Source organism: Streptomyces sp. NPDC033229 (assembly GCF_055576875.1).
Genome location: NZ_JBVIQR010000024.1, coordinates 63687 through 89348, shown reverse-complemented (window position 1 = coordinate 89348; position 25662 = coordinate 63687). Strand labels below are relative to the sequence as shown.

The following is a 25662-nucleotide window of genomic DNA, read 5'->3' as shown; positions in this document are numbered from 1 at the left end:
ACCGGGCAGGCCACCGGCCAAAGCCGCTCCGCCGACCTCGCGCAGTCGCTACCTCACCGCAGAGGAGGGGCAATAACAAGCCATTGCGACAGTGACGCACAGTAGAGACAAGCGTGAGAAATGTTAGGCCGCGATGACATTTACCGGCCTAATATGTCGCCAGGATCATATTGGCGATTACACGCTGCAACAGTGTCGAGTGACTCGACATCCGAGAGTTATCGCAGGGCCCTCAGCCCAGCTCCATCGATGGCCGACTTGTTGCTACGTTCGCCCCACGAATTGGAAGGCCCACCCGACCGCACAGGCTTCCCGGCGAGAGCGGCAGGGTGGGCACACCGAACCTTGGAGGCTCAGCCATGAGTTTGTCCCTTGACCTAAGGGGTCTGTCAAACCCGAGGTGGCGACCGTGGGTAATCACCGTGATCGTGCTTGTAGTACTCACGTCGTCCACGCACGCCGAGGTTGTGGGCGCCTACGCCGACGCGGCTGCTCTCTTGGCGCTGCTGCTTGCCAGCCGGGGCGCCGCGGAGAAGAAGTGCAGCGACGGCAGCACTCACTGATGATCCCTAGCCGGACACTGACAGTCCCTGGATCAACGCCGTGGACTATTTGCGGACAGGCGACCACAGTCATACTCGCCGCAAAGCCTTGACCTGCGGCCACGCCTAGGATCAAAACGGCCTCCGGAGCCGTGTGCGCAGGTTCGAATCCTGCCGGGGGCACTCACCGGACATCAGTCGAATCGCTTCGCTGATCTCGGTAAGTGCCAAGTCGAAGGGCCGGACTCAGTTCACTGAGTCCGGCCCTTCTTCGTTGCCCTGCTCCGGTCGCACGGCTCAAGCGCCTGCCCCGCCCCGGCGGTTGCCGATGTGGCGGCGCGTCACGCGCCGCGGAGGAAGCCGTCCCCGTGGGCGGTGATGTGGGCCTCCAGCTCGGACAGGGCGCGTTGCGTCGCCTCGGGGGTGCCCGCGCCGCGCTTTTCCGCGTAGTAGGCGGCGCCGAGTTTCTTCAGCAGGTCTCCCCCGGCGCGCTGGGCCTGGACCTCCTCCAGTTTTTCCTTGCCCTGCGCCATGCTGCGCTGCGCCTGCTCCTTGGCCCGGTCGAGAAAACCTGCCATGTGCGCCTCCTGTGAAGTCGGGATGTGCGGTCGATTCGGACGACGTCGCGATTCGTGGCGAAACAACGAAGCGCGTGATCGGGAGACACGGAGTTGGGGCCGACAGAGGGACCGGCGTGGAACGCGCCCGAGCCCCGCCGTCGGCATGGGTGGTGCCGGACGCGGGGCTCGGGTGCGGGGCAGCCGGGGGGCGCGGGGGTCAGCCGCCCCAGCTGCTGTCGGTGGGCTTGTGGCCGCCGCCGGGGCGGGTGGCGACCGGGGGGAGGACGATCACGCGGGGGGTCTCGCCTGCCGTCGCCCGCGGGGTGGTGGGGGTGGTGTCCGCCTGCGCGGTGTCCGCCTGGGCGGGGGATGCCAGGGCGAAGAGGGCCGCGACGACGGGGGCGGCAACCAGGGCGATGCGCTTCATGAGGTCCTCTTGGAGTCGGGGCGAGCCGGCGTCGGCCGGTGGGATCAATATGCCGAGTCGTCCGGTCCGGCCTCCAGTAGTCACCCATGTCACCAAACTGCCGCGCACCAAAGGGAATGGGGGATAAGACCGGACAGAATTGGCTATAGCCGTTCTTAAGCGGCCTGCGCCCGCGACATCCCCGCCACCCCGGGCCGGTGGAACGAGACCGCCAACACCGCTAGCTGCGTGCGGTTGTTGACGCCCGTCTTGCCGCGGATCCGGCGCAGATAGGTGTCGACCGTGTGGGCGCTGACGCCCATGCGGCGGGCGATGGCCGCGTAGGTGTGGCCGTCGGCGAGGTGGCCGAGCACCTCCCGCTCGCGCTCGGAGAGTACGGCGAGGGCTTGGGGGATCGCCTGGTTCACGCTGACTTCACTGCCTTCCTGGGTGGGGACGACGCGTCACACAACAGCAACGGTATGTACCCCGAAACCGCGGACATTCGTCTTAAAATCCCCACGGTGGCCCGGGGTTCGAACAAACGCGGTGGGGGCTCGACCGGCTTCGACTGACCTTGACCGGCATGGACAAGCCTGGTGGACAACCGGCGCCATCACCACACACGGGACAGATCACCAAGCTGCCTGGCAGCAAGGCGAGCAGGGGATGAGTATGGACATATGCGACGACCGCGCCTCTGATGCCTCGTGCACCGCCCTGAGCGCGGACGAGATGGCCGCGTACGGCTGGGTGCTCGACCATCGGTGCACCGATCCCGCGCGGGCAGCCGCGGAACTGGGGCTGGCGCGGGAGCAGATCGACGCGGCCTTCGCGAAGCTGGCCGCCCTGCGGTTGGTGGTCCCGGACGCGGAAGCCGGACCCGAGGCCCCGGGTCGGGTGCGGGCGGTCGATCCGGACGCCGTCCTCGGCGGGCTGACGGAGTCGCTGCGGGAGTCGATCCAGCAGCGGCAGTCGCAGTTGCAGCGGGTCCAGGAGGACTTCGACCGGCTGCGGGAGAGATTTCTGCGCGGCCGCGGCGAGTCGTCCCCGGCCGGGCTGGAGGTCATCCCGAGCCTGGAGGAGGTCCGGGCCGCGCTCAACCGCGCCTCCGCCGAGTGCCGCACCGAGCTGATGACCAGCCAGCCGGGCGGCAACCGGGTGCCGGCGGCGATGGAGGAGGCCCTCGCCCGGGACACGGCCCTGCTCAACCGCGGGATCCGGATCCGTACGCTCTACCACCACACTGCCCGGTTCAACGGGCCCAGCCAGGCCTATGTGGCCGCTGCCTCGGCGCTCGGGGCCGAGTACCGCACCGCGCACGAGCTGTTCGGGCGGATCATCGTCTTCGACCGCGAGCTGGCGTTCATCCCCGACCACATGGGCACCTGGGGCGCGGTGGCCATCCGCGAGCCCTCGGTCGTCGCCTACCTCTGCGAGATCTTCGAGCAGGCCTGGACCCATGCCACCGTGTTCTCCGAGGCCGGTCAGGACGGGCTGGAGCGGGTGGCCAAGGAGCTCGACCACACCATCGTGCGGCTGCTGGCCGCCGGACTGAAGGACGAGTCGATCGCCCGGCGGCTGGGCATGTCCCTGCGCACGGCCCGGCGGCACATCGCGGACATCATGGAGACCCTCGGCGCCGAGAGCCGCTTCCAGGCGGGCATGCTCGCCGCCCGGGCCGGGATGACCGACGCCGACGCCCCAGCGGGAGCCACGGGACCGTGAATACGTGACTGGCCCTCCGCCCCGCGGCGGGTCAGGATTTCCGGGACAGCAGGCGCGGGCACACGCCGCGCCGTACGCCGGAGGGGCCATGCACAGCGAACCAGCCGACCCCGACGCCTGCGCCCCGCCGGCTCTCGCCGCCTTCGTCGCGGACATCGCCCTGTCCCTCGCCGTCCACCGCGGTCGCGGCGCCGCCGTCGTCTGGCCGGAGCACGAGCCCACCGGCCTGCTCGACACGCTGGCCGCCGCGGCGGAGGAGACCACGGGCACGACCCCAGCCGGCCCCGAGGCGGACGAGCTGGCCGGGCTTCTGCGCACCGCGCTGGGCGGCACCGACCCCGTGCGCGCCTGCTACGCCACCTCGTCCACGGCGACCCCCGGGGAGCTGCTCCTTCTCCCGCTCGCCCGGGGCTGCGACTGCCGCGTCACCTCCCCGGCCCGGCCGCCGCTCCGGCTGCGGCTGCGCAAGGGCGAAGTGCTCTACGTGCCGGAGTCCGCGGTCCTCGACGTCGTCTCCGGGCCGGCCGCCCCCTGTCCCCTTCTCGTCCTCGCCCTCCCGCGCCGGGCAGGTCAGGCCTGCGCCGCCCCCTCGCCCTCCGCGATCGTCCGCGCCACCTCCGCCGTGCGCGCGGCCTCCTCCGCCGCGAACCGCTCGGCGTCGTAGGCCTCGGCGATCTCCTCGTCCTGCGCCATGAGGAGGTCCAGGCTCGTGTCGCCCATCTCGAAGACGCCCATGTCGACGTAGGCGCGCTGGAGCCGCTCGCCCCACAGGCCGATGTCCTTCACACACGGAACGATGCGGCTGAAGAGCAGCTTCCGGAAGAGCCGGAGATATTCGGCCTGTTCGCTCAGTTCCCGGGCGTCCTTCTCCGGAATGCCGAAGTCGACCAGGACCTCGTCGCCGCGCAGCCGGTCACGCATCAGGTAGCAGCCCTCGATGACGAATTCCTCGCGCTCGCGCAGCTCGGCGTCGGTGAGCTCCTTGTAGTAGTCGCGCAGCGCCATCCGGCCGAACGCGACGTGCCGGGCCTCGTCCTGCATGACGTAGGTGAGGATCTGGCGGGGCAGCGGCTTGTCGGTGGTGTCGCGCAGCATGCCGAAGGCGGCGAGGGCGAGGCCCTCGATGAGGACCTGCATGCCGAGGTAGGGCATGTCCCAGCGGGAGTCCCGCAGGGTGTCGCCCAGCAGCGACTGGAGGTTGTCGTTGATCGGGTAGAGCATGCCGATCTTCTCGCGCAGGAACCGGCTGTAGATCTCGGCGTGCCGGGCCTCGTCCATGGTCTGGGTGGCGGAGTAGAACTTCGCGTCCAGGTCGGGCACGGACTCCACGATGCGCGCGGCGCACACCATCGCCCCCTGCTCGCCGTGCAGGAACTGGCTGAACTGCCAGGAGGCGAAGTGGCGGCGCATGTCGCGCCGGTCGGCCTCGCCCATCCTGTCCCAGTAGGGGGAGCCGTAGATGGTCATGTTCTCGTCGGGCACGCCGAGCGGGTCGTACGGGTCGACCTCGAGGTCCCAGTCGATGCGCTTGACGGAGTCCCACTGCTTGTCCTTGCCCTTCTGGTACAGGGCGAGAAGCCGGTCGCGGCCACGGTCGTAGTCCCAGCCGAACCGGGCGGCGCCGCTCGCCGGAACCTCCCAGGCGTCGGCACCGGGGTCGTGTGCGTAGAGCTTTCGCGTCGTCATCGACGCCTCCTGTCCCTCGCGCGCATGGCTGATTGGCAGGCTCACACGCCGCTCACCGCCGGGTCAATGAGGGGGTGTCAGCTCGTTGGGCCCGTCGTGCGACTTGTCGCACCGGAGGGATTGACGTCCTTGCTGACAAGCAGTCTCATAAGGACGGACCGAAGTGGTACCACGGGTAACTCATAGACGAGGTGTCCTCAGCCATGACCACGGTGACCGAAAAGGCCGCGCTCCGGGACGCGCTGGGGCTGCTCAAGGACCGCGAGCAGGTCGCCGAGCGACTCCTGGAGTCCTCCGCCAAGCACTCCTTCGATCCGGACGCCGAGCTGGACTGGACCGCACCGCTCGAAGAGGGCAAGTGGTTCTGGCCACCGGAGCTGGTCTCGCTCTACGACACCCCGCTGTGGCGGCGGATGGCGGAGGAACAGCGGATGGAGCTGGCCCGGCACGAGGCCGCGGCACTCGCGTCCCTCGGCATCTGGTTCGAGATCATCCTGATGCAGCTGCTGGTCCGGCACATCTACGACAGGCCCGTGACCAGCGCACACGTCCGCTACGCGCTGACGGAGATCGCGGACGAGTGCAGACACTCCAAGATGTTCGCCCGCATGATCGAGAGGACGGGGTCACCGGCCTACCCCGTCCGCCGGCTGCACCACAACCTCGGCCGCGTCCTCAAGACCATCTCCACCACGCCCGGTTCGTTCGCCGCCACGCTGCTCGGCGAGGAGATCCTCGACTACATGCAGCGCCTGACCTTCCCCGACGAGCGCGTGCAGACCCTCGTCCGCGGCGTCACCCGCATCCACGTCGTCGAGGAGGCGCGGCATGTGCGGTACGCGCGGGAGGAGCTGCGCCGCCAGATGGTCTCCTGCCCGCGCTGGGAGGCGGAGCTGACCCGGGTCAGCTGCGGAGAGGCGGCCCGCGTCTTCTCCATCGCCTTCGTCAATCCGGCCGTCTACACGAACGTCGGCCTCGACCGCCGCGAGGCCGTCGCCCAGGTGCGGGCGAGCGGCCACCGCCGCGAGGTCATGCAGGCCGGGGCGAAGCGGCTCACCGACTTCCTGGACGACGTCGGGGTCCTGCGGGGCGTCGGCCGGCGGCTGTGGCGGAGCTCCGGACTGCTCGCCTGAGCCCCGCTGTCGAAGGCCGCCGCGCGCACCCACCAGGACCGTTACGCTGCGCACCATGAACGGCAGCGGAACCGCCTCGGCAGCACCGACCCCGGCCGTACCGACTCCCGCGGCGCCCCCGTCCCCCGCCCCCGCTCCCGGGTCGGCCCCCGCTCCCGCCTACCGCAGGCTCAGCGTCGCGGAGCGCCGCGCGCAGCTCATCACGGCCGCGCTCACTCTGTTCGGGCACCGCGCCCCCGAGGACGTCTCGCTCGACGACGTCGCGGCGGCCGCGAAGGTGTCGAGGCCGCTGGTGTACCGCTACTTCCCCGGCGGCAAGCCCCAGCTCTACGAGGCCGCCCTGCGCAGCGCCGCCGACGACCTCGAACAGTGCTTCGCCGAGCCGCAGACGGGCCCCGTGACCGGTCGTCTGGCGGCTGCGCTCGACCGCTATCTGGCCTTCGTCGACGGGCACGCCGCGGGTTTCAGCGCGCTGCTCCAGGGCGGCAGCGTCGTCGAGACCTCCCGTACGGGCGCGATCGTGGACGAGGTGCGGCGCGCGGCCGCCGAGCAGGTGCTGGCGCATCTGGAGGTGGCGGAGCCGGGGCCGCGGCTGCGGATGATGGTCCGCACCTGGATATCGGCCGTCGAGGCCGCGTCGCTGATCTGGCTGGACGAGGACAAGCAACCCCCCGTGGAGGAGCTGCGCGACTGGCTGGTCGACCACTTCATGGCCCTGCTCACCGTGACCGCGGCGAGCGACCCGCAGGCCGCGACGGCCACCCGCGCCGCGCTCGCCCTGGAGCGGGCGGACGGCCCGGTGGGGCAGCTGGGACGCCGGGTGCTGGAGGTCGTCGCGGACGCGGAGCATCTGCTCTGACCGCGCCTGTCCCGCCGCCCGGAGTCGTTGTCGCACCCCACCGGACAGGCCCCGGGCTCGCGAACCGCGCCCCGTCCTCGCGTCGATGCCGGGGCCCGACGCGCGCCGGGTGCGGCTGACGCGCCCGCGACGGCGGAGACTGGAGGGGTGAGAAGCGAAGAGACGCCCTTCGTGGGCGGGCCGCTGGACGGCCGCGTTCTGCCGGTGCTCCTGGGGCCCACCGGTCATCCGCCGAAGAGGTACGAGATCCCCGTGCCGGACGCGGCGGGCGGGGAGCCGACCGTGCTCGTGTACCTCAGGGTCCAGGCGGGCACGACGCGGCGGCTCGGGCTGCACAAGGGCTGGAAGTACGAGTACGACCCCGAGGGCCGACGGAGCACCGGCCCCAAGTGGCCGTGGCGTTCGGGGCGCGGGGAGCGCCAGATGCCACGCCGGGCAGATGACGAACACCCAACCAAGGAGTGACCGGCTTAGGCGGATTCGCCCACCGGACTGCCATTAGTACTACTGACATGGCACGATCCTCCTGGGGCTGCCGACACGCCCCCTTACCGGAGGTGAAGCTGTGTCAGGACGGCCAGGACGCTTCGTGCAAGCGGTCTGCACGGCGGCGCTCGTCGCGAGCGCCACGCTCGTACTGCCCGCGCCGATGGCGGCCGCCGCGCCCGCCGACCCGCCCGACCAGTCGGTCAGCGCCCTGCTCAGCCAGCTTCAGACGCTCTATCAGAAGACCGAAGAGGCCACGGAGACGTACAACGCGACCGAGGAGAAGCTGAAGAAGCAACGCGCCAAGGTCAAAAAGCTCAACGACGACCTGGCCGACGCCCGCGTCGCGCTCGACGGCAGCCGTAACGACGCGGGGCGGCTCGCCCGGGAGCAGTACCGCGGCGTCGACAACCCCCTCTCCCCGTACATGCGGTTCCTGCTCAGCGGCAACGCCCGGCAGGCCCTCGACCAGGGGCACGAGCTGAAGCGGGCCGCGGGCCGCCGCGCCGCCACGATCGAACGCCTCACCGGCGGTGAGAAGCGGGCGGCCGTCCTCGCGACGCAGGCGCGCGACGCGCTCAATGTGCAGGAGGCCCTCGCCGCGAAGCAGAAGCAGCAGCGCGACACCGTGCAGAAGCGGCTGGCCGCCGTCGAGCGGCTGCTGGCCTCGATGACCGGCGAGCAGTTGGAGCGGCTGCGGAAGCTGGAGCAGCAGGGCATCACCGAGGCACAGCGCAAGCTCGTCGACTCGGGCAGGCTCGGCGGCTCGGTCAACCCGTCCGAGGTCGGCGGGAAGGCGGTGGAGTACGCCTTCCAGCAGGTCGGCAAGCCGTATGTGTGGGGTGCGTCGGGGCCGGACTCCTTCGACTGCTCGGGCCTGACCTCCCAGGCGTGGGCGCACGCGGGCGGCGCCATCCCCCGGACCAGCCAGGAGCAGTGGAAGTCGCTGCCGAAGGTGCCGCTGAACGAGCTGCGCCCCGGGGACCTGGTGCTCTACTTCGGCGGTGCGACGCACGTCGCGCTCTACATCGGCAACGGCCAGGTCATACAGGCACCCCGGCCCGGGGCGTATGTGAAGGTCTCCCCGATCGCGGCGAACCCGCTGCTCGGCGCGGTGCGCCCGGACGCGGGCAAGGCCCCGCTGCGCGACTACGCCCCGCCGAAGATGCCCGAGGGCGCCGGAGCCGGTTCGGACGCCGGTTACGGCTCGGCGGGCGCGCCGGGTCGCTAGCCCGCCCCCTCCGCCTCAGCCCCCACGGCTTCCTCAAGCTCCCCCTCCGCCTCGCCCGTGTCGCGCACAAACGCGTCGGCCTTCGCGGAGTCGAAGAAGAAGTGCTCGAAGTCCGCGGGGTCGTCGAAGCCGTTCGCGATGCGGTCGGCGACCGGCTGGAGGCGGCCCGCCGCGCCGATCAGGTTCAGCACGTGCGGGGGCGGGGGCGCCAGCATCGCGTTGGTCCATTTTGTCGCGGGCCGGGCGGTGGCCCAGAAGCGCTCGAACGTGGCCCGCATCCACACCGCGTCGAAGGGCGCCCCGCCGCGCGCGACGATCGCCTCGAGGTAGGAGGCCGCGCACTTGGCGGCCAGGTTCGCCCCCTGGCCGGTGACCGGGTCGTTGGCCACGACGACGTCACCGGCGCCGAGGACCACCCCGCCCGACGGCAGCCGTCCGACGGGGTGCCGGACGGTCGGGGCGTAACGGCCGACCAGGGTGGCGTTGGCGTCGGTCAGCTCGACCTTCGTGGCGCGCGCGTACTCCCAGGGGGTGAAGCGCTCCAGCAGTTCCAGGGTGCGCACCAGATGCTCGCCCGGGTCCCTGACGTCCTGGAAGACATCGATCGGGCCGCCCGGTATGCCCTCCCAGAAGAGGATGTCGGCGTGGCCGGAGGTGGTGAGCGTGGGCATCACGAACAACTCGCCCGCGCCGGGCACGAGGTTGCACCGCATCGCGTCGTACTCCGGGTGCTCGTGACGCGGGCCGAGGCCGTGGACGTAGGCGACGGCCAGCGACCGCTGGGGGGTGGCGTAGGGCGAGCGGGCGGCGTCCCGGCCGAACATCGACGCCAGCTCGCCCTTGCCCGCCGCGACCACCACCAGCTCGTAGCGGCGGGAGAGGAAGTCCAGGTCGGAGACGGCCGCGCCGTGGATGACGAGCCGGCCGCCGCGCTCGGCGAAGATGTCCATCCAGCCGGCCATCTTCACGCGCTGGTCGACGGACTGGGCGTAGCCGTCGAGGGTGCCGGCCCAGTCGACGGTCCGCCGGCAGCCGCCGGGCTCGCGGACGGGCCCGGCCACGGACACACCGAGGCCCTCGATGCGCGGGGCCCGGTTCTCCCAGAAGTTGAGCTTGAGGTCGCGCTCGTGGTCGAGCGCGGTGGCGAACATGACCTGGGTGGACATGACCCGGCCGGAGCGCGTCTCGTCGGCCGTGCGGTGGGACATCAGGGTCACGTCGTACCCCTTGGACTGGAGCCCGAGGGCCAGCTGGAGGCCGCACTGGCCGGCTCCGACGATGAGGATCCGTCGCATGCTCTGTCTCGCTCCCGCTCTGGCTCGGTACGAAAGTCCTTGCCCGGTGGTGCCTCCCTCGGGTCGGGGCCGGCCGGTCCCGCGGGCCCGCGGCTACGCGGGGGCGGCGTCGAGGGCCTGCCGGACCAGGGTCAGCAGCGCGTCGACGACGTTCTCCCGCCGCCGGGCGTCGATGTCGACGACCGCCACGTACGACGGCAGTGACAGCGCCTCCCGCACGTCCTGTGGCGCGTACCGGGCGGTGCCCTCGAAGTGGTTGACCGCGACGATGTACGGCAGCCCGCAGCTCTCGAAGTAGTCGAGCGCGGGGAAGCACTCCGTCAGCCGCCGGGTGTCGGCCATCACCACCGCGCCGATCGCCCCGCGCACCAGGTCGTCCCACATGAACCAGAAGCGCTTCTGGCCCGGTGTACCGAAGAGGAACAGCACCAGGTCGGCGTCGAGGGTGACGCGGCCGAAGTCCATGGCGACCGTGGTCGTGGCCTTCTCCGGGATGGCGACGAGGTCGTCGAGTCCCTCGCTGGCGACCGTCATCACCGCCTCGGTGCGCAACGGGGTGATCTCGGAGACGGACCCGACGAAGGTCGTCTTGCCGACGCCGAAGCCGCCCGCCACGACGATCTTCGTGGCGGCGGGGGCCCGCGACCGGTCGGTCTGCCAGCTCTGCGGCTCCCCTTCGCCACCGGGGGCCGCGGCCTTCGCGGCTATCGTGTCAGAGTCCGGAAAGTCCACTCAGCACCCTTTCGAGCAGCGCGCGGTCGGGGCGGCAGCCGCCGTACCCGATGCCGTACACGCGGATCCTTCCCTGGTCGGCCAGATCGTCGAGGAGTACGCGCACGACGCCCAGCGGCATCTTCAGCAGCGCGGACACCTCCGCGACCGACCGCAGTCGGCGGCAGAGCCCGATGACGGCACGCACCTCGGGCATGAGCAGGGCGGCCAGCCCACCGGTGACCGGCTCGGTCCACTCGCCGGGGTCGTCGAGCGCCGCCACGAACGTCTCCACGCGCAGGACGTGGCCGTAGCGGTGCCGCCCACCGGTGAGCGAGTACGGACGCACCCGCGCCGGTCTCCTGCCCACCGCGGCCCGCTCGGGGACGCGCAGGGGCAGGGGGTGGGTCAGGGTCACGTAACCGCCTCCACCGACCGGCGGAGCTCCCTGCGCAGTTCGGGGGTGAGTACGTGGCCGGCCCGGCCGACGAAGAGGGCCATGTGGTAGGCGACGACGCTCATGTCGCAGTCCGGGGAGGTGTGGACGCCGAGCAGTGAGCCGTCGCTGATGGTCATGACGAAGAGGCTGCCGCCGTCCATGGCGACCATCGTCTGTTTGACGAAGCCGCCGTCCATCAGGGCCGCCGCGCCCGTCGTCAGGCTGCCGAGGCCGGCCACGATGGTGGCGAGGTCGGCGGTGGACCCCCGGGGGCTCTCCGGCAGTTCGGCGCCGGCGGCGGGGGCCGGCGGGTCGGAGGAGAGCAGCATCAGACCGTCGGAGGAGACGACGGCGACGGACTCGACGCCGGGCACCTCCTCGACGAGGTCGGTCAGCAGCCAATGCAGATTGCGGGCCTCGTTGCTCAGCCCGTAGGCCGTGGGACCGGCGGGGGGAACGGGGGTCGCCCCCCGGGAAAATGCAGTCAACCGCGTGCCTCCTCGACAGTGCCACCCTCGTCCCGCGCCCCCGCTTGGTGTTGATCAGTATCCTGGTCCACCAGCTCGGCTTCCACATCGCGCCGCCCCTCGCGCGCGCCCTGTTGGAACCCGGCGAGCTTGCGCCGCAGTGCCTCCGCGTCCACGCCTTGGCGCACTCGCGGTGCGGGGGGCTTGCGCGGCACGGTCTTCGGTGTGCGCTTGGGCAGGCCCGTGCCGGTGAGGTCCGCCGCAGGTCCGGGCGCCGGGGTCACGGGCGGGGCGGGGGCGGCCGGTGAGGGGGGCGGCACAGGCGGCGGGGCCGCGTGGCGGGCGTGCCGGCCGGTGGCCGTGGGCTGACCGGGGATGGTCGGCTGACCGGGGATCACCGTGGGTTGTTGGCCGGGGATCGCGTTGAGCCGGATGGCCCGCTCGGCGGCCTCGATCAGCGGGTCGGTCCACCGAGGGCCGACCGCGTGCGGCGAACGCGGGGGAAGCTCATGGGAGTTGGCCTCGGCGATGGAACCGGGCAGGTGCACCGGCGGCGGCGCCGCGGCGCCCGGCACCGGCGGTGCGGCCGCGAAGTCGGTGACGACCGGCGGGCCGTCCGGCAGGAGCGTCCTGGGCAGCACCACGACCGCCGCGACACCGCCCGGCCGCTGGTCGCGCAGCTGGACGCGCACCCCGTGCCGGGCGGCGAGCCGCGCGACCACGTACAGCCCGAGGCCCAGGGCCGGGCGGTCGTGCTGATCGCCGCCGCCGGGCCGGGGCCCGCGCGGATCCGGGTCGGCCAGCAGGGTGTTGAGCTCTTCGAGGCGCTCGGGGGCCATGCCGATGCCCTCGTCCTGGACGGAGAGCATCAGCTCGCCGTTCTCCAGCAGCCAGCCGGAGACCTGCACCGGGACGTCGGGCGGTGAGAACGCCGTGCCGTTCTCCAGGAGTTCGGCGACCAGGTGGCTCACGTCGTCCGCGGCGAATCCGGCGAGCTGGGCGCCCGGTGGCAGGGAGTGAATACGGACCCGTTCGTACCGCTCGATCTCGCTGATGGACGCCCGCAGGACGTCGAGCAGCGGTACGGGCCCGTGGTGGCCGGAGCTGTGCTCGGCGCCGGCGAGGACGAGCAGGTTCTCGCTGTGGCGGCGCATCCGGGTGGCGAGGTGGTCGAGCTTGAAGAGGACTTCCAGGCGGTCGGGGTCCGCCTCGTTGGCCTCCATGGACTCGATGACGCTCAGCTGGCGCTCGACCAGGCCGAGGGTGCGCAGCGACAGGCTGACGAACGTGCCGTGCACCCGGCCGGAGAGTCCGGCGAGCCGCTCGGTCAGATCCTGGGCCTGGGCGCGCAGCGCGTCCCGTTCCTCGGCGAGGGAGCGGCGGGCGCCGATGAGGCGGGTGCGCTCGGCCTCCAGGGCCGTGATCCGCTCCCGGTCGTCGCCGACGGTCTCGCGGAGCGTGTCGAGGGACCGGGCGATGTCCGCGAATTCGTCGGCGCGGCGGCGGCCGGTGGCGACCGGCTCCTTGGCCGCCGGGTCGGCGGACACCCGCCGGGCGCCCTCCCGCAGCGCGGTGAGCGGCCGGGTCACGGAGCGGACGGAGCCGATGCCGAGGCAGAGGGCCAGCAGCAGGCACCCGGCGGCGACGCCACCGCGCAGCTCCAGGGCCCTGAGGTCGTCGTCGCGCACCTGCCGCGCGGCCGGGACCTGGTCGGCGGCGAGGGAGGTCTCGACGTCGCGCATCCGGTCGAGGCGGGTGGTCAGGGCCGTGCGGACGGCGTCCTTGGGCAGGGCCAGGTCCGCGGCGGTGAGCTGCGGGTGGGCGGCGAGCCGGGCGAGGTAGTCCTCGGCGGTGGTGATCTGCGGGCCGGTGACCGTGTCGCGGAAGGCTTCGCGGACGTCGGCGGGGGCGCGGTCGGTGAAGTCGGCGCGCGCGGCCCGCTCGCGGAGTTCGGCCCGCTGGGCGGCGGCGCCGAGCGCGGGCGGTTTGCCGCCCGTGGCGAGCGCGGCGAGCAGCAGGCCGCGCGTGGCGGCTGCCTCGTCGACGGCGCGGCCGAGCGGTGCCAGGGCCGTAGAGGGTGCCGCCGCCCCGCCCGTGCCGGGCAGCCGCTCGGCGAGGCTGCCCGGGACGGCGTGCAGGGCCCGGATGGCGTCGCTGTAGGCGGTGAAGGCGGCCTCGGCGTCACCGGGGCCGGACAGCGCCCGGCGGCGCACCTCGGGGAGCGCGTCGAGCCGGTCGCGCACGGCGGCGGGGACGGCGGCGCGGACGGCGGGGAGCTGCCGGTCCACGCGGTCGCGCAGCTCGTCGGTGAGGCCGGACCCGGTGGTGTCGGAGCGGCCGCCCGCCACGTAGAGCACCATGGCGTCGCGCTCGTCCGCGAGGGAGTGCGCGAGGGCCACCGCGTCGCCGCCCGCCTCCGCGAGGCCGACGAGCCGCCGGGAGTCGATGAGGTCGCGGGTGGCGTCGACGATCCCCAAGGCGCTCGCCCCGAGGACCGTGAGGGCCACGGCCGCGAGGGAGGCGACCAGCCGGTTACGTACGTGAGCGGTGCCGTCCGGCACCGCCGTGGTCTGCCGTTCGCGCTTCCCGCCCCGAAGCCGCTTCTTCCGCACCGGTGCTCACAATCTTCTCTCGCCGGTCCCACCCCTGGTACTCATTTGACCTTTTCAGCACCTCTGTAGGGCAGGTGCGCTTCGCCTGCCCGGCCACTCGAAGGAGTGAATGTCGGTGGGAAGTTGAACCTCCCGAAAGGCGGCACGCTTGAAGAACGGCCGGACCGGTGGGGAGGATGCGCGCCCACGGCCACCGATTTCGCCCGTCCGGCACACTGGCCGCATGCGCATCGAACTCGCCACCGAGCCGGGCGACCCCCGGCGCCCCAACGAGGACTTCGCGTCCGTGGCCCTGCCCGCCTCCGGCCGGGGCGGCGCGCTGGTGCTGCTGGACGGGGTGACGCCGCCGCCGGCCGGCGGGGACGGCTGCGCGCACGGCGTGCCGTGGTTCACGTCCCGTCTGGGCACGGCCCTGCTGGAACTGGCCGCCGTCCGCCGGGATCTGACGCTCGGTCGGTGTCTGTCGGAGGCGATCGCCCGTACCGCCGACGCCCATCGCGGGACCTGCGACCTGGCCCATCCCCGCACCCCGCAGGCGACCGTCGTCGCGGCCCGCTGGGACGACGAGAGGGTGGAGCATCTGGTGCTGTCGGACTCGGTCCTGCTCATCGAGGACCCGGCCGGGGAGGTGACGGCCGTGCTGGACGACCGCATCGACCGGCTGTGCGCCCTGGGGCCGGTGACGGACGACCTGCGCAACACCGAGGGCGGCTTCTTCACTGCCGCCGCCGACCCGGACGTCGTCGCCCGCGCGGTCACCGGAGTCACCGCGCGGGCGGACGTGCGGGCGCTGGCGGCGCTCAGCGACGGCGCGACGCGCTGGGTGGAGGTCTTCCGGGAGGGCGACTGGGCCGACTGCTTCGCCGTTCTGCGCAAGGAGGGCCCGCAGGGCCTGATCGACCGGGTGCGGCTGGCGGAGCGGGCCGACCCCGAGGGCGTGGCCTTCCGGCGCGGGAAGCGGCACGACGACGCGGCGGTGCTTTACGCGGAGTTGTAACCGGTCCCGCGCGTCGTCGGCTGACGGCCCGTCTTGCCGCCGGCGCCTGGCCGGCGGACCTTCGGCTGACGGCCCGCCTGCGGCGGCGGGCGCCCTGCGGGCGCGTCCTCAATCGCCGGACGGGCTGGATGTCGCGGCCCTACGACTCCGCGCTCACGTTGAGCTGATGGAGCAGCCGGGCCAGCTCCGCGATCTCGGTGCGGTCCCAGTCGGCGAGCTTGTGCACGTACTGGGCGCGCCGGGCGTTGCGCACGCGGGTGAAGCGGGCCCGGCCCTCGTCGGTGAGCTGGACGAGGGAGGCGCGGCCGTCGGCGGGGTCCGGGGTGCGGGTGACGAGGCCGAGGTCGGCGAGGGCGCGCAGCTGGCGGCTCATGGTGGCCTTGCCGACGCCGAAATAGGCGGCGAGGTCCGTGGCGCGCTGGGTACCGGCGTCCTCCAGGCGGACGAGCAGGCCGTAGGCCGCCGCCTCCAGGTCGGGGTGGACCGCGCGGGCCATCTCACCGGAGGAGGCGCGGGCGCGGCGCAGGAAGACGGCCAGCTCACGCTCCAGGGCGAGGTACGCCTGGTCCACACCACTGCCGCCGAGTGTGTTCGAGCCGGCGTCCTCGGGGGGTGGAGTACTGATCTGGTGCACGTCAGTGGCCCTCTCCAGCTTTTCAGCCGCTGAAATTTTCGTGGATCCGCGGTCATCGCCGCAGCTCCGACAGTATTTCGCAGGAATAGACCAACGGAAGCACTCCGGGGGCCTATCCGGAGCGTGGCCGCGGCCGTACTTTTGTTGATGAGTGACCTAATGACATGACCACACCAATGGCACTCCGGCCCCTCTTCTCGCTTCTTCTCGATGTGCCCGCCCCTTCTCTCGCCCCCTCCCTCCCCCCACTGAGCATTCACGGAGGCACGCCGTGCCCACCCCCATGCCCCGCATCCCGAGATCCGGCGGCCATCCCTCCGCCTCCTCGCCGGTCTCCGCCCTGCTCTACGCCCTCTCGCTGCTCTCCGCGCTCGTGCTCCTCGCCGCCTTCCCCGGCACCTCCCTCGCGTCCGCCGGCGACCACGACCGCTCCCCCTGCTCGTGCGCCCGGCTCCACGCGCTCGCGGACGGCTGACGCGGCGCACGGAAGAACGCGGCACGGCGCCTCGCGCCACGCCGCGTCCACGCACGCCGGGCCCCCGGCACATCGGCACCGGGGGCCCGGCTCAATCCGCTGTCGGATCCCCGTCAGCCGCAGGCGCCCGCCGGGCGGGTGCGGGTCACCAGGTCGGAGGTGCCGGTGGTGCCGTCGATCCACACCACCTGCTTGCCCGCCACGGCCGCCGCCGAGGACTGCTCACCGCGGTTGCAGGAGACGCGGCCCTTGCCCGAGCCGTCCGCCTGGAACTGCCACAGCTTGGGCATCGTCTCGTTGCGGTAGGTCGAGTCGGGCTGCTGCGCCGTGACGGTCACCGCCTCCTGGGAGACCGTGAGGTCGTAGGGGAAGAGCGCGTCGGCGCCCTTCTCCTTGCTGAGGTCCACGGCGCCCGTGCCGTCGAGGTTCGCGCGGCGCACCGCCATCTGCCCGGCGTCGTCGCCCACCTCGTCCGCGAGCCAGAAGACGTGGCTGCCGTTGACACCGGTCTGGCCGATGGACTCCGGGCTGCCGATCTGGGCCATCAGGGTCCGGGTGCCGCTCCCCAGGTCCAGCACCTCGGTACCGGCCTTGTACGCGTCACCCTCGGCGTACACCTTGGCGTAGGCGATCCGGCCGCCGGAGAGTGACGGAAGACCCGTCGCCAGCTCGGCCCGGCCGCCGTCCACCCAGGTCGGCTCCTTGTCGCCGGCGCGCAGATAGCCGACGTGGCGGCCCGCGAAGAACTCCATCTTCTCGAAGACGACCACGCCGCCCTCGACCCGCACTCCGGCGAGGTCGGACTGGCTGGAGTACAGCTTCTTGATCGGGCCGCCCGCGAGCGGCCGCGACAGGATGTCCACGCCGGTGGAGCCGTACGCCGTCCAGACCACCGACTTGCCGTCCGTCGCCGGGTTCACGTGGTAGCGCCCGTCGTTGGGGCTGATCAGTTTCGGGCTGCCCTTGCCGTCCGCGCGGCCCGCGTAGACCGAGTACGGCTCGGAGCCGTCGTCGTTGGACTTGGCCGCCGTCCACCAGCCGCCGCCCGCGCCCACGCCCGAGCCCGAGGTGTTGAGCTTGCCCAGCAGCCGGTCGGTGTCGACGCCGAGGGCCAGCTCCCAGTTCGGGACGACGCCGTGGGCGTTGAAGGAGCGCTTGACGACGTTCAGTTCCTTGGTGGAGACCTTGAGCGCCTTGGCGGCGGCGAGCACCGCGTTACGGCCCTCGGTGAAGCCGTCCAGCGGGGTCATGAACTCCGTCAGCGCCTTGTAGACGATCTTGTCGGCGAGGGTCCGGCCGATGTCCTCGCGGATGTCCCACAGGGCGCCCGAGAAGATGGTGGAGTTCAGGTGCACCCCGCCGCTGTCGGTGCCGAAGCCGACGCCGAGGAAGTTCTTCGAGGTCGTGGCGCCGTCGTTGAGGTCGCGGATGGCGCAGTCGCGCGGCGACTTCGTGCGGCACAGGTTCTCGCCGAGCAGCCCGGCGGCCGGGTCGTCCATGGCCATGCCGGAGGCGTCCACGTCGAGGGCGTTGCCGAAGTAGTCGGCGACCGCCTCGTTGAGGGCGCCGGACTGGCCCGCGTAGACGAGGTTGGCGGAGTTCTCGACGACGCCGTGCGTCATCTCGTGGCCGACGACGTCCAGGTCGGCGGAGAGGGTCTTGTATTCGTCGTCGCCCCCGCCGTACACCATCTTGGTGCCGTCCCAGAAGGCGTTGACGTACGCGTCGCCGAAGTAGGTGACGCCGACCAGCGAGTTGATCGTCATGCCGCGGCCGTCGAGGCTGTCGCGGCCGTGCACCTTCTTGTAATAGTCGTAGACCTTGCCCGCCGCCCAGTGCGCGTCGACCGCGCCGGCCTGGGTGGCCTCCTTGCCGAACGTCGGGGTCTCGGAGCCGAACTCCTTGATGCCCGAGGGCCAGCGGCCGGACACCTCACCGACGTCCTTGCCGCGCGCGTCCCAGGTGGAGAGGGTGTTCTTGCTGCCACCCGCCATCCGGAAGGGGTCACGCATGATGTATTGGTTGCGCGCCTTGTCCTGGGTCAGGCCGAGCTCGACGGCCGTGCCGTCGTAGCGGATGCCCGACCCCGTCACCCCCGGCTCGGCGGCGCCGTCGCCGGGACCGGCCTCGGCGCCGGCCGCCCGGCCCGAGGCGCCGCTGCCGCCCGCCGACTTGGGGGCACCGAACGTCTTGATGCCGCTGTAGTCCAGGACCGGGAAGCCGGCCTTGGCGTCGATGTAGACCTCGCGCAGCACCGGTTCGCCCGTGCCGGGATGCGTGCCGCGCACGGTGATGTGGTGGGTGAGCACACCGGGGCCCTTGGGCAGGACAACCAGCCCGCGCGCGGTGCCGGTCAGCGGTGCGGCCGCCGCGGCGCCCTTCTTCGGGGCGTCCTTCGTGGCCAGCTTCTTCCCGCCGAGCCGGGCGGCGGTCGCGGAGACCGCCCGCCGGACGGCCAGCTCCTCGCCGACCTCGGCCTCCGTGGCGACCTTCAGACCGGTGAAGTACTTGCCGGACGTGCCGGTGACGACCCGCTTGCCGTCCTTCTTCTCCATCCGCACGACGTACTGGCCGCCCAGGACGTCGACACCGCGGTGCTTCTGCTGCAGCCGTACGGTCTCCCCCGCGCCGCTGTTCAGCGTCTGTACGGGCTTGAGATCGCGGCGCGGGTCGGCGATGCGGTAGCGGCTCTCCTTGTCGGCGAGGTGTCCGCGCGCGGCGTCCGCGGCGCTGCCCGTCGACTTCACCGCCTCCCGGATACCGTCCACCAGTGCCGGGGTCGCGGTGTCCGTCCCCGGGATCACATCCGCCGGGCTCTGGCCGGGTGCCGCCGCGTGGGCGGGCACCGCGGTGGCGACGAGCGCGGCAGCACCGAGCAGCGCCGCCGCGCCCGATATTCCGCTTTTGATGCTCGATCTTCCTGAACGTGCTCTGGGCTTACGCAAGGATTTCCCTCCGTACGTGCCTGACCGCCGGGACATCTCCGGGCAGCGCCATGCAACTGGGTGGGGCGCGAACTCATCAATGGGGTGTGGGGGTTCAGTAGTGAACATGCACACTTGTGTGTGTTCCAGACCACGGGTAACAATCACTCACATGATCGAGGGGGCGGAACTGCACGCCCTTGGCCTGGGGGAGGCCGAGGAGCGGGTCTATGAGGCGCTGTTGAGCGACCGGGCGCCCGACATGGCGGCACTGGCGGACCAACTCGGCATGGAGTATGGGGAGTTGGAGGCGGCGCTGGTCCTCTTACGGGACCACGGCTTCACCCTGCCCGGTCCGCCGCCCGGCCCGGGGGGCGGGCGGCCGCTGCCCCAGCCGGTGGCGCCGGCCGCCGCCATCCGCACGCTGATCCACCGAAGGCAGGCGGAGCTGCATCTGAAGTCGGCCGAGCTGGAGCGATTACGCCTGTCGGCCGACCACATCGCGGGGCGGCTCAGCGCCGGTGGCACGGCCGTCGGAGGCGGCGTGGAAGCCGTCAGCGGCGCGGAGGCCATCGCCGAGCGCACCGCGTATCTGCTGGCCTCCGCCGAGCGCGAGGTCGTCGTCCTGGACCGCCCGCCCTGCCCGGGCGGCATGGCGACGGACCCACTGTTCGAGACCCTCGTCGAGGCGCTGCCCGCCCGCGGGGTCGGGGTCCGCATGGCCGTCCGGCGCGACGGCCTCGGCCCCGACCGGCTGCGCACCCTCACGGCCCTGGCCGGGCGCGGGGTGCGGGTACGGACCGCCACCGAGGTCCCCACCCGGCTGATCGCCGTCGACGGCCGGGTGACCCTGCTGCCGCCCGCCGACACCGCCGACCCGGCGGCCTCGGCCCTGGTCATCGGGGAGACCCTGCTGCGCGACGCACTGCTGCCCCTCTTCGAGACGGTCTGGGACCGCGCGGTCCCCCTGGGCACCACCGGCGGGGACGGCCGGGTCTCCGAGCACCGCAGGGAGCTCCTCGGGCTCCTCGCCGCGGGCTTGAAGGACGAAGCCATCGCCCGTCGGCTGGGCGTCCACGTCCACACCGCCCGGCGCCGTATCAGCGGGCTGCTGGAGGCGCTGGGCGCGGACACCCGCTTCCAGGCGGGCGCGCAGGCGACCTTGCGGGGGTGGCTGGAGCGCTGACCGCCGCGCGCGGGTCAGCGCATCTTCGCCGCCGCGCTGTGGATGGCCTCGCGGATGCGGAAGTAGGTGCCGCAGCGGCAGACGTTGGCGATCGCGTCGATGTCGGCGTCCGTCGGGTTCTTCGTCCGCTTCAGCAGGGCGACGGCGGCCATGATCTGGCCCGGCTGGCAGTAGCCGCACTGGGCGACGTCCTGCTCCAGCCAGGCCTCCTGGACGGGGTGCAGGGTGTCGCCGTCGGCGAGTCCCTCGATGGTGGTGACGTCACGGCCCGCGGCCTCGGCGACCGGGACGACGCACGGTCTGACGGCCTCGCCGTCCAGATGACTGGTGCAGGCCTTGCAGACGTCGATCCCGCAGCCGTACTTGGGCCCGCGGATGCCCAGCAGGTCGCGCAGCGCCCACAGCAGGGGCAGATCGTCGGGGGCGTCGACGGTGACGGACCGCCCGTTGACGGTGAAGGTGTGGGAGGGCATGGAGGCTCCTGGGTTCTGGCTTTCGGCCCGCGCCGGGCCCGGTGGTCGCTCGTCCCGTGAACTAGCGGGGGAACGGGGTGAAGTCGACGTCGAAGTTGACCGGAAAGCGCCGGGGGCCGGTGCCCGTGGCCCGGGCGTAGGCGTTGGCGATCGCGCCGACGGCGGCCGGCACGCCGAGCTCCCCCGCGCCGCCCGGTTCCCCGGTGGCGGGCATGATGAAGATCCGGACGTCCGGTGGGGAGTCCTGCTGGCGCGCGTAGTGGAACTGCGAGTAACTGCCCTCCAGCGGCAGCCCCTCGTCGATGTGCAGCCCCGCCCGCAGCGTGGTCGAGATGGCGTCCGTCAGTCCGCCGAGCAGTTGGGCCTCCAGCCCGCGCGGGTTGATCGGCCGCCCCACGTCGGCCGCGATCACGGCCTTGGTGACGCGCGGCTTCTTCGGGTCACGCGCGTCGATCTCGACCAGGCAGGCCGTACGGGACTTGTACTCCTCGTGGTAGCCGACCCCCTGCGCGTGCCCGGCCGGCATCGGCCGCCCCCACTCGCCCTCCCGCGCGACCTTGTCGAGCACGGCGCGCTGCGCCGGGTTCTTCAGGCACGCGCGGCGGAAGTCGACGGGGTCCTTCCCCAGCTTCGCGGCCAGTTCGTCGACGAGGATCTCCTCGGCCCCGCGGGTGTTCGCCGAGTACACCGACCGCCAGGAGGCGGTGGGCATCTTCAGCGGCACTTCGGTCAGGTGCTGGGTGGTGACGCCGAAGTGGTACGGGCACTTGACGGTCGTGTGGAAGAGGGTCTGCGCGAAGGCGGCGTTGCCGAGGCCGCCGGGCAGTTTCGTGGCGGTCGCGCTGAGGATCTCGCCGAGGCCATGCCGGAAGTCGGTCTCGACGGCGGCCACCCGGTGGTCGAAACTCAGCACCTTGCCGAGCGCGTAGGTGGCCCGTATCCGGTGGTGGGTGGCGGGCCGCATCCGGCCGTGCCGCATGTCGTCGACGCGGGACCACATCAGCCGCACCGGGCGCCCGCTGCGCCGGGACACCCGGGCGGCCTCCAGTGCCGCGTCGAAGAACAGCCGCCGCCCGAAGGAGCCGCCCGCCTGCACCACATGGACGGTGACCTTGTCGACGGGCAGCCCGAGTTCCTTCGCGATGGTCTGCTGGGCGACGATCGGCCCCTTGAGCCCGGACCAGATCGTCGCCCGGTCGGCCCTGACGTCCGCGACCGCGGAGTTGGTCTCCAGCGGCGCGTGACTGGCGAACGCGAAGTCGAACTCTGCGTCGATGTGCCGGGTCAGCGGCGGCAGGTCCACCAGGGGCGCGGCCGCGGCCTTCAGCCGGGCACGGATGTCGTCGTCGGAGAGGCCGTCGACGGTGCCCGGGCCCCAGGCGACGTCGAGCTTGTTCTTCGCGTCGAGTGCCTGGCCGAAAGTCTCGGCGACGACGGCCACACCGGTGGGGAGGGTGACGACGTCGAGGACCCCGGGCATGGCCCGGACGGCGGCCTCGTTCCGCACGGACCGCACGGTGCCACCCAGGGTCGGCGGTCTGCGCACCATGCAGGGCTTGGCGCCGGGGACGTCGAGGTCCAGGGTGTACCGCTACTTGCCGGTGACCATGGCCCGGGCGTCGATACGGGAGGTGGGGGTGCCGACGAGGGTGTGCGCGGACTCCGGTTTGGGTGCGGCGGTGACCGCGCCGAGGTCACGCGCGGCGGCCTCGACCGCGAGGGACCCGTACGGGGCGCTGCGCCCGTCCGGCGCCACGACGGCGCCGCCCTGGGTGCGCAGCCCGCTCTCCGCGGTCCCCCACCGCTTGGCGGCGGCCCGCACCAGGCGTGCCCGGGCCGCGGCGGCGGTGTGCCGGACCGGGCCGTACAGCGAGCGGATGGAGTTGGAACTCCCGGTGAACTGGCCGAAGAGCAACTCCGGCCGCGCGTCCTCCAGTCGGATGTCGATCCGGTCGACGGCGATGTCCATTTCCTCGGCCACCAGCATCGCCACGGCCGTCGTCAGCCCCTGCCCGACCTCTTCGCGCGGCAGCCGGAAGGAGACGCGGCCGTCCTCGCCGACGGTCAGCACCAGCATGTGGGCGGTGGGGGCACCGGCGAGGATCAGGATGTCCCCGAGGTCGACGAGGTCGGCGGGCGCGGGGAGGCTGGGCACGGGGGCACGGACCGCGGCGTCGGCGACGGCCGGGGCGGCGGCGGCCGCTCCCGCCGTGCCGAGGCCGGTGGCCACGGCGAGGGTGGGCGCCGCGACGAGGTAGGTGAGAAAGCCGCGCCTGCTGGGTTCCGCCATGAGAGCTCCGTCCCGCCCCGGCCCGCCGCCGGTGCCGGACCCTCCGAAGATCATTACTGGCGGGTAGGCCGAGGGCAAGAGGCGTCCCGGCCAGACCTCGCTACCGCTCGGCGGCCACCGTCCGCCGCTGCCGCAGGACGCCCGCGACCCGCAGACACCAGTCGCGGTTCTCCCGCTCGAAGGCGAGGCCGCGCAGGCAGGTCAGATACGGGCCGATCCGCTCGCCGCGGAGGAGGAATTCCGCCTCGTCCGCCGCGCCGCGCATCGTCCGCAGCAGCTCGCCGAACAGCTCGGCCTTGGCGGCGGCGACGGCTGCCCGCTCCTCCAGTTGTTCGATCACCGGCCCGCTGTCGACGTGGTCGGCTGCCCGGACCTTCACCAGCAGGTCGTCGCGGATGAACGAGGGCTTCGAAGCGGCGGCGGCGAACCGCTCCAGCTCGGCGGCGCCGGCGTCGGTGACACGGAACAGCCGCTTGTTGGGCCGGCCTTCCTGGACCACCTCCCGGCCCGTGATCAGCCCTTCCTGCTCCAGCTTCGTCAGCTCGGCGTAGAGCTGCTGGGGCAGGGCGTGCCAGAAGTTCGCGACGCCGACGTCGAACGCCTTGGCCAGCTGGTATCCGCTGTGCTCGCCGTCCAGCAGCGCCGCGAGCACGGCATGTCGCAAAGCCATCGACTCGCCCTCTTCCCCTTCGTGGTCCGGGACCGCAGGATAACTACTCAACAAAGCGACTAGTCAGATTCTTGAGTATCGGAGGAGCCGTCATGCCGATCGCCGAACGTTTCCGTACCGCCGTGGAGAAGCGGGACCTCGCCGGGATGGAGGGCCTGTTCACCGAGGACGTCCGCTTCTACAGCCCGGTGAAGTTCGCCCCCTTCGAGGGCCGGCCCATGGTGCTGGGCCTGCTCGGCGTCCTGCTGCGCACGTTCGAGGACTTCCGCTACGTCGGGCGGTTCGAGGGCACGGCCGAGACCAGCACGGACGGCGCCGACGCCGCGTCGGAGATCCTGCTCTTCCGGGCCACGGTGGACGGCAAGCAGATCCACGGCATCGACATGCTGCAGTTCGACGAGGAGGGCCGGATCAAGGAGTTCACCGTCATGGTCCGCCCGCAGTCCGCGGTGCAGACGCTGGGGCGGGCGGTGTTCGCGGGCCTGGTGGCGGACGGCCTGGTCCCGGCCCCGGCGTCCGCTTCGGCGGAAGGCTAGTCCTGGGGGAGAATGGGGGCCGTACCCAGAGCACAGCGGAGAGTCGCCGTGCTCGTGTCGCCAGTGGAGAACAGAGACCTTGCCGAAGCAGGACGCCCCCTCCCCCGCCCCGGACCGCGCCGACCTGCAGGCGGACTGCGGAAGCTGCTTCGGGCTGTGCTGCGTCGCGCTGCCCTTCGCGGCCTCCGCGGACTTCGCGGTGAACAAGGACGCGGGCAAGCCGTGCTCGAACCTCAAGAAGGACTTCACCTGCGGCATCCACACGCGGCTCCGCGAGCGGGGCTTCTCCGGCTGCACCGTCTTCGACTGCTTCGGCGCGGGGCAGAAGGTCTCCCAGGTCACCTTCCTCGGCCGGAACTGGCGGGAGGCCCCTGACTCGGCCCGGCAGATGTTCGATGTGTTCCCCGTCATGCGGCAGCTCCACGAGCTGCTGTGGTACTTGACGGAGGCCCTGTCGATGCCGGCCGCCCGCTCCCTGCACGGCGACCTCCGCCGCGCCCTGAACGACACCGACCGCCTCACACGCGGCAGCGCGGAGGAGCTCGCGACGGTGGACGTGGCGGAGGTCCGGCACGGCGTGAACACGCTGCTGCTGCGCACCAGCGAACTCGTACGGGCCGACGTCCCCGGCCGCAAGAAGAACCACCGGGGAGCCGACCTCATCGGCGCCAGGCTGGGCGGCGCGAACCTTCGGGGTGCCAATCTCCGGGGCGCCTACCTCATCGCCGCCGACCTCAAGAAGGCCGACCTGCGGTCGGCGGACCTGATCGGCGCGGACTTCCGCGACGCCGACCTGTCCGGCGCGGACCTGACCGGCAGCCTCTTCCTCACCCAGGCCCAGCTCAACGCGGCGAAGGGCTCCGCCGAGACGAAGCTGCCGCCGACGCTGAACCGTCCGGCGCACTGGTAGACACCCGGCCGGATCAGGGAAGCTCGGGTCGCAGAAGCGCTTGCGCGAACGGTTCTCCCGTCGCCCGCGCGTACGCCATCCGCTCCCGCACCTCGGCGAGCGTGCGCGGACGGTAGCCCGGTCCGCCGCCGCAGCAGTTCTTGTGGAAGCGGATGCCCGCGTGCAACAGCACCGCGAGCACCCGCCAGCCCTCGGCGTCCCGCCTCGGCGGCGGCGCGAAGGCCGAGCCGACGTGGACCAGCGGCCGGGCGCAGCGGGGGCAGGGCCGGACGCGGTCGCGGTCGCGCGGGGCAGGGTACTGCTGCTTGTACGAGGCCCGGCAGGGCAGGCAGACGTACGAGGTCTTCGCTGGCGGCATACGGCCACGGTAGGCGCCTCGAAGACCCCGCATCGACGGGTTTTCGCCGCGTGG

The 25662-nt window shown here is 72.3% G+C and carries 28 protein-coding genes and 1 tRNA gene; 13 read left to right on the top strand and 16 right to left on the bottom strand.

What is annotated here, in order from left to right; all coding sequences use genetic code 11:
• The first annotated feature begins 428 nt into the window (after nt 1-428).
• Both ACZ53N_RS21625 and ACZ53N_RS21620 read left to right on the top strand, forming a co-directional pair.
• Nucleotides 429-563 carry a hypothetical protein gene (locus ACZ53N_RS21625; protein WP_469142455.1) on the top strand — a complete coding sequence of 45 codons (135 nt, stop codon included), beginning with the start codon at nt 429-431 and terminating at the stop codon, nt 561-563.
• Between the two features lie 103 nt (nt 564-666).
• Nucleotides 667-725, top strand: a tRNA-Ser gene (locus tag ACZ53N_RS21620).
• Between the two features lie 158 nt (nt 726-883).
• On the opposite strand, the gene ACZ53N_RS21615 is transcribed toward ACZ53N_RS21620, so the two are convergent.
• The 3 genes from ACZ53N_RS21615 to ACZ53N_RS21605 form a co-directional block, all read right to left on the bottom strand.
• A complete protein-coding gene (locus ACZ53N_RS21615; RefSeq protein WP_469142454.1) occupies nt 884-1120 on the bottom strand; it encodes a hypothetical protein in 237 nt (78 codons plus the stop codon).
• A gap of 199 nt (nt 1121-1319) precedes the next feature.
• Nucleotides 1320-1529 carry a hypothetical protein gene (locus tag ACZ53N_RS21610; RefSeq protein ID WP_469142453.1) on the bottom strand — a complete coding sequence of 70 codons (210 nt, stop codon included), beginning with the start codon at nt 1527-1529 and terminating at the stop codon, nt 1320-1322.
• 155 nt (nt 1530-1684) lie between these two features.
• Entirely contained in the window at nt 1685-1936 is a 252-nt protein-coding gene (locus ACZ53N_RS21605) for a response regulator transcription factor (RefSeq protein WP_469142452.1), read from the bottom strand.
• Between the two features lie 241 nt (nt 1937-2177).
• Between ACZ53N_RS21605 and ACZ53N_RS21600 the strand changes: the two genes are divergently transcribed.
• Entirely contained in the window at nt 2178-3236 is a 1059-nt protein-coding gene (locus tag ACZ53N_RS21600; protein WP_469142451.1) for a helix-turn-helix transcriptional regulator, read from the top strand.
• Between the two features lie 88 nt (nt 3237-3324).
• Nucleotides 3325-3900, top strand: a complete 576-nt coding sequence (locus tag ACZ53N_RS21595) for a hypothetical protein (protein WP_469142450.1) — start codon at nt 3325-3327, stop codon at nt 3898-3900.
• On the opposite strand, the gene ACZ53N_RS21590 is transcribed toward ACZ53N_RS21595, so the two are convergent.
• Entirely contained in the window at nt 3807-4922 is a 1116-nt protein-coding gene (locus tag ACZ53N_RS21590; protein WP_469142449.1) for a ferritin-like domain-containing protein, read from the bottom strand. The genes ACZ53N_RS21595 and ACZ53N_RS21590 overlap by 94 nt on opposite strands.
• A 203-nt stretch (nt 4923-5125) precedes the next feature.
• Between ACZ53N_RS21590 and ACZ53N_RS21585 the strand changes: the two genes are divergently transcribed.
• From ACZ53N_RS21585 to ACZ53N_RS21570, 4 genes are all read left to right on the top strand, one after another.
• Nucleotides 5126-6055: an AurF N-oxygenase family protein gene (locus tag ACZ53N_RS21585; RefSeq protein ID WP_469142448.1), complete on the top strand. Its 930-nt coding sequence runs from the start codon at nt 5126-5128 to the stop codon at nt 6053-6055.
• A 55-nt stretch (nt 6056-6110) separates the two neighbouring features.
• Nucleotides 6111-6914 carry a TetR/AcrR family transcriptional regulator gene (locus ACZ53N_RS21580; RefSeq protein WP_469142447.1) on the top strand — a complete coding sequence of 268 codons (804 nt, stop codon included), beginning with the start codon at nt 6111-6113 and terminating at the stop codon, nt 6912-6914.
• A gap of 147 nt (nt 6915-7061) precedes the next feature.
• Nucleotides 7062-7379 carry a hypothetical protein gene (locus ACZ53N_RS21575; RefSeq protein WP_469142446.1) on the top strand — a complete coding sequence of 106 codons (318 nt, stop codon included), beginning with the start codon at nt 7062-7064 and terminating at the stop codon, nt 7377-7379.
• Between the two features lie 124 nt (nt 7380-7503).
• Complete coding sequence (locus ACZ53N_RS21570) at nt 7504-8631, top strand: C40 family peptidase (RefSeq protein WP_469142445.1); 1128 nt, start codon at nt 7504-7506, stop codon at nt 8629-8631.
• On the opposite strand, the gene ACZ53N_RS21565 is transcribed toward ACZ53N_RS21570, so the two are convergent.
• The 5 genes from ACZ53N_RS21565 to ACZ53N_RS21545 form a co-directional block, all read right to left on the bottom strand.
• On the bottom strand, nt 8628-9926 hold the full coding sequence (locus ACZ53N_RS21565) for a styrene monooxygenase/indole monooxygenase family protein (protein WP_469142444.1): 1299 nt from the start codon (nt 9924-9926) through the stop codon (nt 8628-8630). The genes ACZ53N_RS21570 and ACZ53N_RS21565 overlap by 4 nt on opposite strands.
• A gap of 93 nt (nt 9927-10019) precedes the next feature.
• Complete coding sequence (locus ACZ53N_RS21560) at nt 10020-10658, bottom strand: GTP-binding protein (protein ID WP_469142443.1); 639 nt, start codon at nt 10656-10658, stop codon at nt 10020-10022.
• The gene (locus ACZ53N_RS21555; protein WP_469142442.1) at nt 10639-11055 is read right to left on the bottom strand and encodes a DUF742 domain-containing protein; all 417 of its coding nucleotides are present in this window, start codon (nt 11053-11055) and stop codon (nt 10639-10641) included. The genes ACZ53N_RS21560 and ACZ53N_RS21555 overlap by 20 nt, the downstream gene beginning before the upstream one ends.
• A complete protein-coding gene (locus ACZ53N_RS21550) occupies nt 11052-11564 on the bottom strand; it encodes a roadblock/LC7 domain-containing protein (protein ID WP_469142441.1) in 513 nt (170 codons plus the stop codon). Before ACZ53N_RS21550 ends, ACZ53N_RS21555 begins: the two co-directional genes overlap by 4 nt.
• Entirely contained in the window at nt 11561-14155 is a 2595-nt protein-coding gene (locus ACZ53N_RS21545; protein ID WP_469142440.1) for a sensor histidine kinase, read from the bottom strand. The genes ACZ53N_RS21550 and ACZ53N_RS21545 overlap by 4 nt, the downstream gene beginning before the upstream one ends.
• A 223-nt stretch (nt 14156-14378) precedes the next feature.
• Between ACZ53N_RS21545 and ACZ53N_RS21540 the strand changes: the two genes are divergently transcribed.
• Nucleotides 14379-15152 (top strand): protein phosphatase 2C domain-containing protein, encoded by a 774-nt coding sequence (locus ACZ53N_RS21540; protein WP_469142439.1) that lies wholly within the window; start codon nt 14379-14381, stop codon nt 15150-15152.
• A gap of 139 nt (nt 15153-15291) precedes the next feature.
• Here ACZ53N_RS21540 and ACZ53N_RS21535 read toward each other — a convergent pair whose 3' ends face one another.
• A complete protein-coding gene (locus ACZ53N_RS21535; RefSeq protein WP_469142438.1) occupies nt 15292-15786 on the bottom strand; it encodes a MarR family winged helix-turn-helix transcriptional regulator in 495 nt (164 codons plus the stop codon).
• A gap of 271 nt (nt 15787-16057) precedes the next feature.
• On the opposite strand from ACZ53N_RS21535, the gene ACZ53N_RS21530 reads away from it, so the two are divergent.
• Nucleotides 16058-16261: a hypothetical protein gene (locus ACZ53N_RS21530; RefSeq protein ID WP_469142437.1), complete on the top strand. Its 204-nt coding sequence runs from the start codon at nt 16058-16060 to the stop codon at nt 16259-16261.
• A 113-nt stretch (nt 16262-16374) separates the two neighbouring features.
• On the opposite strand, the gene ACZ53N_RS21525 is transcribed toward ACZ53N_RS21530, so the two are convergent.
• Nucleotides 16375-19206 (bottom strand): M4 family metallopeptidase, encoded by a 2832-nt coding sequence (locus ACZ53N_RS21525; RefSeq protein ID WP_469142436.1) that lies wholly within the window; start codon nt 19204-19206, stop codon nt 16375-16377.
• Between the two features lie 151 nt (nt 19207-19357).
• Between ACZ53N_RS21525 and ACZ53N_RS21520 the strand changes: the two genes are divergently transcribed.
• Complete coding sequence (locus ACZ53N_RS21520) at nt 19358-20371, top strand: TrmB family transcriptional regulator (RefSeq protein ID WP_469142435.1); 1014 nt, start codon at nt 19358-19360, stop codon at nt 20369-20371.
• A gap of 14 nt (nt 20372-20385) precedes the next feature.
• Here ACZ53N_RS21520 and ACZ53N_RS21515 read toward each other — a convergent pair whose 3' ends face one another.
• From ACZ53N_RS21515 to ACZ53N_RS21500, 4 genes are all read right to left on the bottom strand, one after another.
• Nucleotides 20386-20844 (bottom strand): (2Fe-2S)-binding protein, encoded by a 459-nt coding sequence (locus ACZ53N_RS21515; protein WP_469142434.1) that lies wholly within the window; start codon nt 20842-20844, stop codon nt 20386-20388.
• Nucleotides 20845-20905: 61 nt separating this feature from the next.
• A complete protein-coding gene (locus ACZ53N_RS21510) occupies nt 20906-22351 on the bottom strand; it encodes a xanthine dehydrogenase family protein molybdopterin-binding subunit (RefSeq protein WP_469142433.1) in 1446 nt (481 codons plus the stop codon).
• Between the two features lie 84 nt (nt 22352-22435).
• Nucleotides 22436-23134: a molybdopterin cofactor-binding domain-containing protein gene (locus ACZ53N_RS21505; RefSeq protein WP_469142432.1), complete on the bottom strand. Its 699-nt coding sequence runs from the start codon at nt 23132-23134 to the stop codon at nt 22436-22438.
• A 100-nt stretch (nt 23135-23234) separates the two neighbouring features.
• Complete coding sequence (locus tag ACZ53N_RS21500) at nt 23235-23804, bottom strand: PadR family transcriptional regulator (protein ID WP_469142431.1); 570 nt, start codon at nt 23802-23804, stop codon at nt 23235-23237.
• Nucleotides 23805-23896: 92 nt separating this feature from the next.
• Between ACZ53N_RS21500 and ACZ53N_RS21495 the strand changes: the two genes are divergently transcribed.
• Both ACZ53N_RS21495 and ACZ53N_RS21490 read left to right on the top strand, forming a co-directional pair.
• Nucleotides 23897-24340, top strand: a complete 444-nt coding sequence (locus ACZ53N_RS21495; RefSeq protein ID WP_469142430.1) for a nuclear transport factor 2 family protein — start codon at nt 23897-23899, stop codon at nt 24338-24340.
• A gap of 79 nt (nt 24341-24419) precedes the next feature.
• Nucleotides 24420-25250: a pentapeptide repeat-containing protein gene (locus ACZ53N_RS21490; protein WP_469142429.1), complete on the top strand. Its 831-nt coding sequence runs from the start codon at nt 24420-24422 to the stop codon at nt 25248-25250.
• Between the two features lie 13 nt (nt 25251-25263).
• Here ACZ53N_RS21490 and ACZ53N_RS21485 read toward each other — a convergent pair whose 3' ends face one another.
• Nucleotides 25264-25608 (bottom strand): deoxyxylulose-5-phosphate synthase, encoded by a 345-nt coding sequence (locus ACZ53N_RS21485; RefSeq protein WP_469142428.1) that lies wholly within the window; start codon nt 25606-25608, stop codon nt 25264-25266.
• Between the last annotated feature and the right edge of the window lie 54 nt (nt 25609-25662).

Excerpts from the sequence above, each read along its gene's own strand:
- ACZ53N_RS21495 (WP_469142430.1), top strand. The coding sequence starts at position 23,897 with ATGCCGATCGCCGAACGTTTCCGTACCGCCGTGGAGAAGCGGGACCTC.
- ACZ53N_RS21565 (WP_469142444.1), bottom strand. The coding sequence starts at position 9,926 with ATGCGACGGATCCTCATCGTCGGAGCCGGCCAGTGCGGCCTCCAGCTG.
- ACZ53N_RS21500 (WP_469142431.1), bottom strand. The coding sequence starts at position 23,804 with ATGGCTTTGCGACATGCCGTGCTCGCGGCGCTGCTGGACGGCGAGCAC.
- ACZ53N_RS21580 (WP_469142447.1), top strand. The coding sequence starts at position 6,111 with ATGAACGGCAGCGGAACCGCCTCGGCAGCACCGACCCCGGCCGTACCG.
- ACZ53N_RS21600 (WP_469142451.1), top strand. The coding sequence starts at position 2,178 with ATGAGTATGGACATATGCGACGACCGCGCCTCTGATGCCTCGTGCACC.
- ACZ53N_RS21520 (WP_469142435.1), top strand. The coding sequence starts at position 19,358 with ATGATCGAGGGGGCGGAACTGCACGCCCTTGGCCTGGGGGAGGCCGAG.
- ACZ53N_RS21515 (WP_469142434.1), bottom strand. The coding sequence starts at position 20,844 with ATGCCCTCCCACACCTTCACCGTCAACGGGCGGTCCGTCACCGTCGAC.
- ACZ53N_RS21585 (WP_469142448.1), top strand. The coding sequence starts at position 5,126 with ATGACCACGGTGACCGAAAAGGCCGCGCTCCGGGACGCGCTGGGGCTG.
- ACZ53N_RS21610 (WP_469142453.1), bottom strand. The coding sequence starts at position 1,529 with ATGAAGCGCATCGCCCTGGTTGCCGCCCCCGTCGTCGCGGCCCTCTTC.
- ACZ53N_RS21590 (WP_469142449.1), bottom strand. The coding sequence starts at position 4,922 with ATGACGACGCGAAAGCTCTACGCACACGACCCCGGTGCCGACGCCTGG.
- ACZ53N_RS21595 (WP_469142450.1), top strand. The coding sequence starts at position 3,325 with ATGCACAGCGAACCAGCCGACCCCGACGCCTGCGCCCCGCCGGCTCTC.
- ACZ53N_RS21615 (WP_469142454.1), bottom strand. The coding sequence starts at position 1,120 with ATGGCAGGTTTTCTCGACCGGGCCAAGGAGCAGGCGCAGCGCAGCATG.
- ACZ53N_RS21485 (WP_469142428.1), bottom strand. The coding sequence starts at position 25,608 with ATGCCGCCAGCGAAGACCTCGTACGTCTGCCTGCCCTGCCGGGCCTCG.
- ACZ53N_RS21540 (WP_469142439.1), top strand. The coding sequence starts at position 14,379 with ATGCGCATCGAACTCGCCACCGAGCCGGGCGACCCCCGGCGCCCCAAC.
- ACZ53N_RS21505 (WP_469142432.1), bottom strand. The coding sequence starts at position 23,134 with ATGGCGGAACCCAGCAGGCGCGGCTTTCTCACCTACCTCGTCGCGGCG.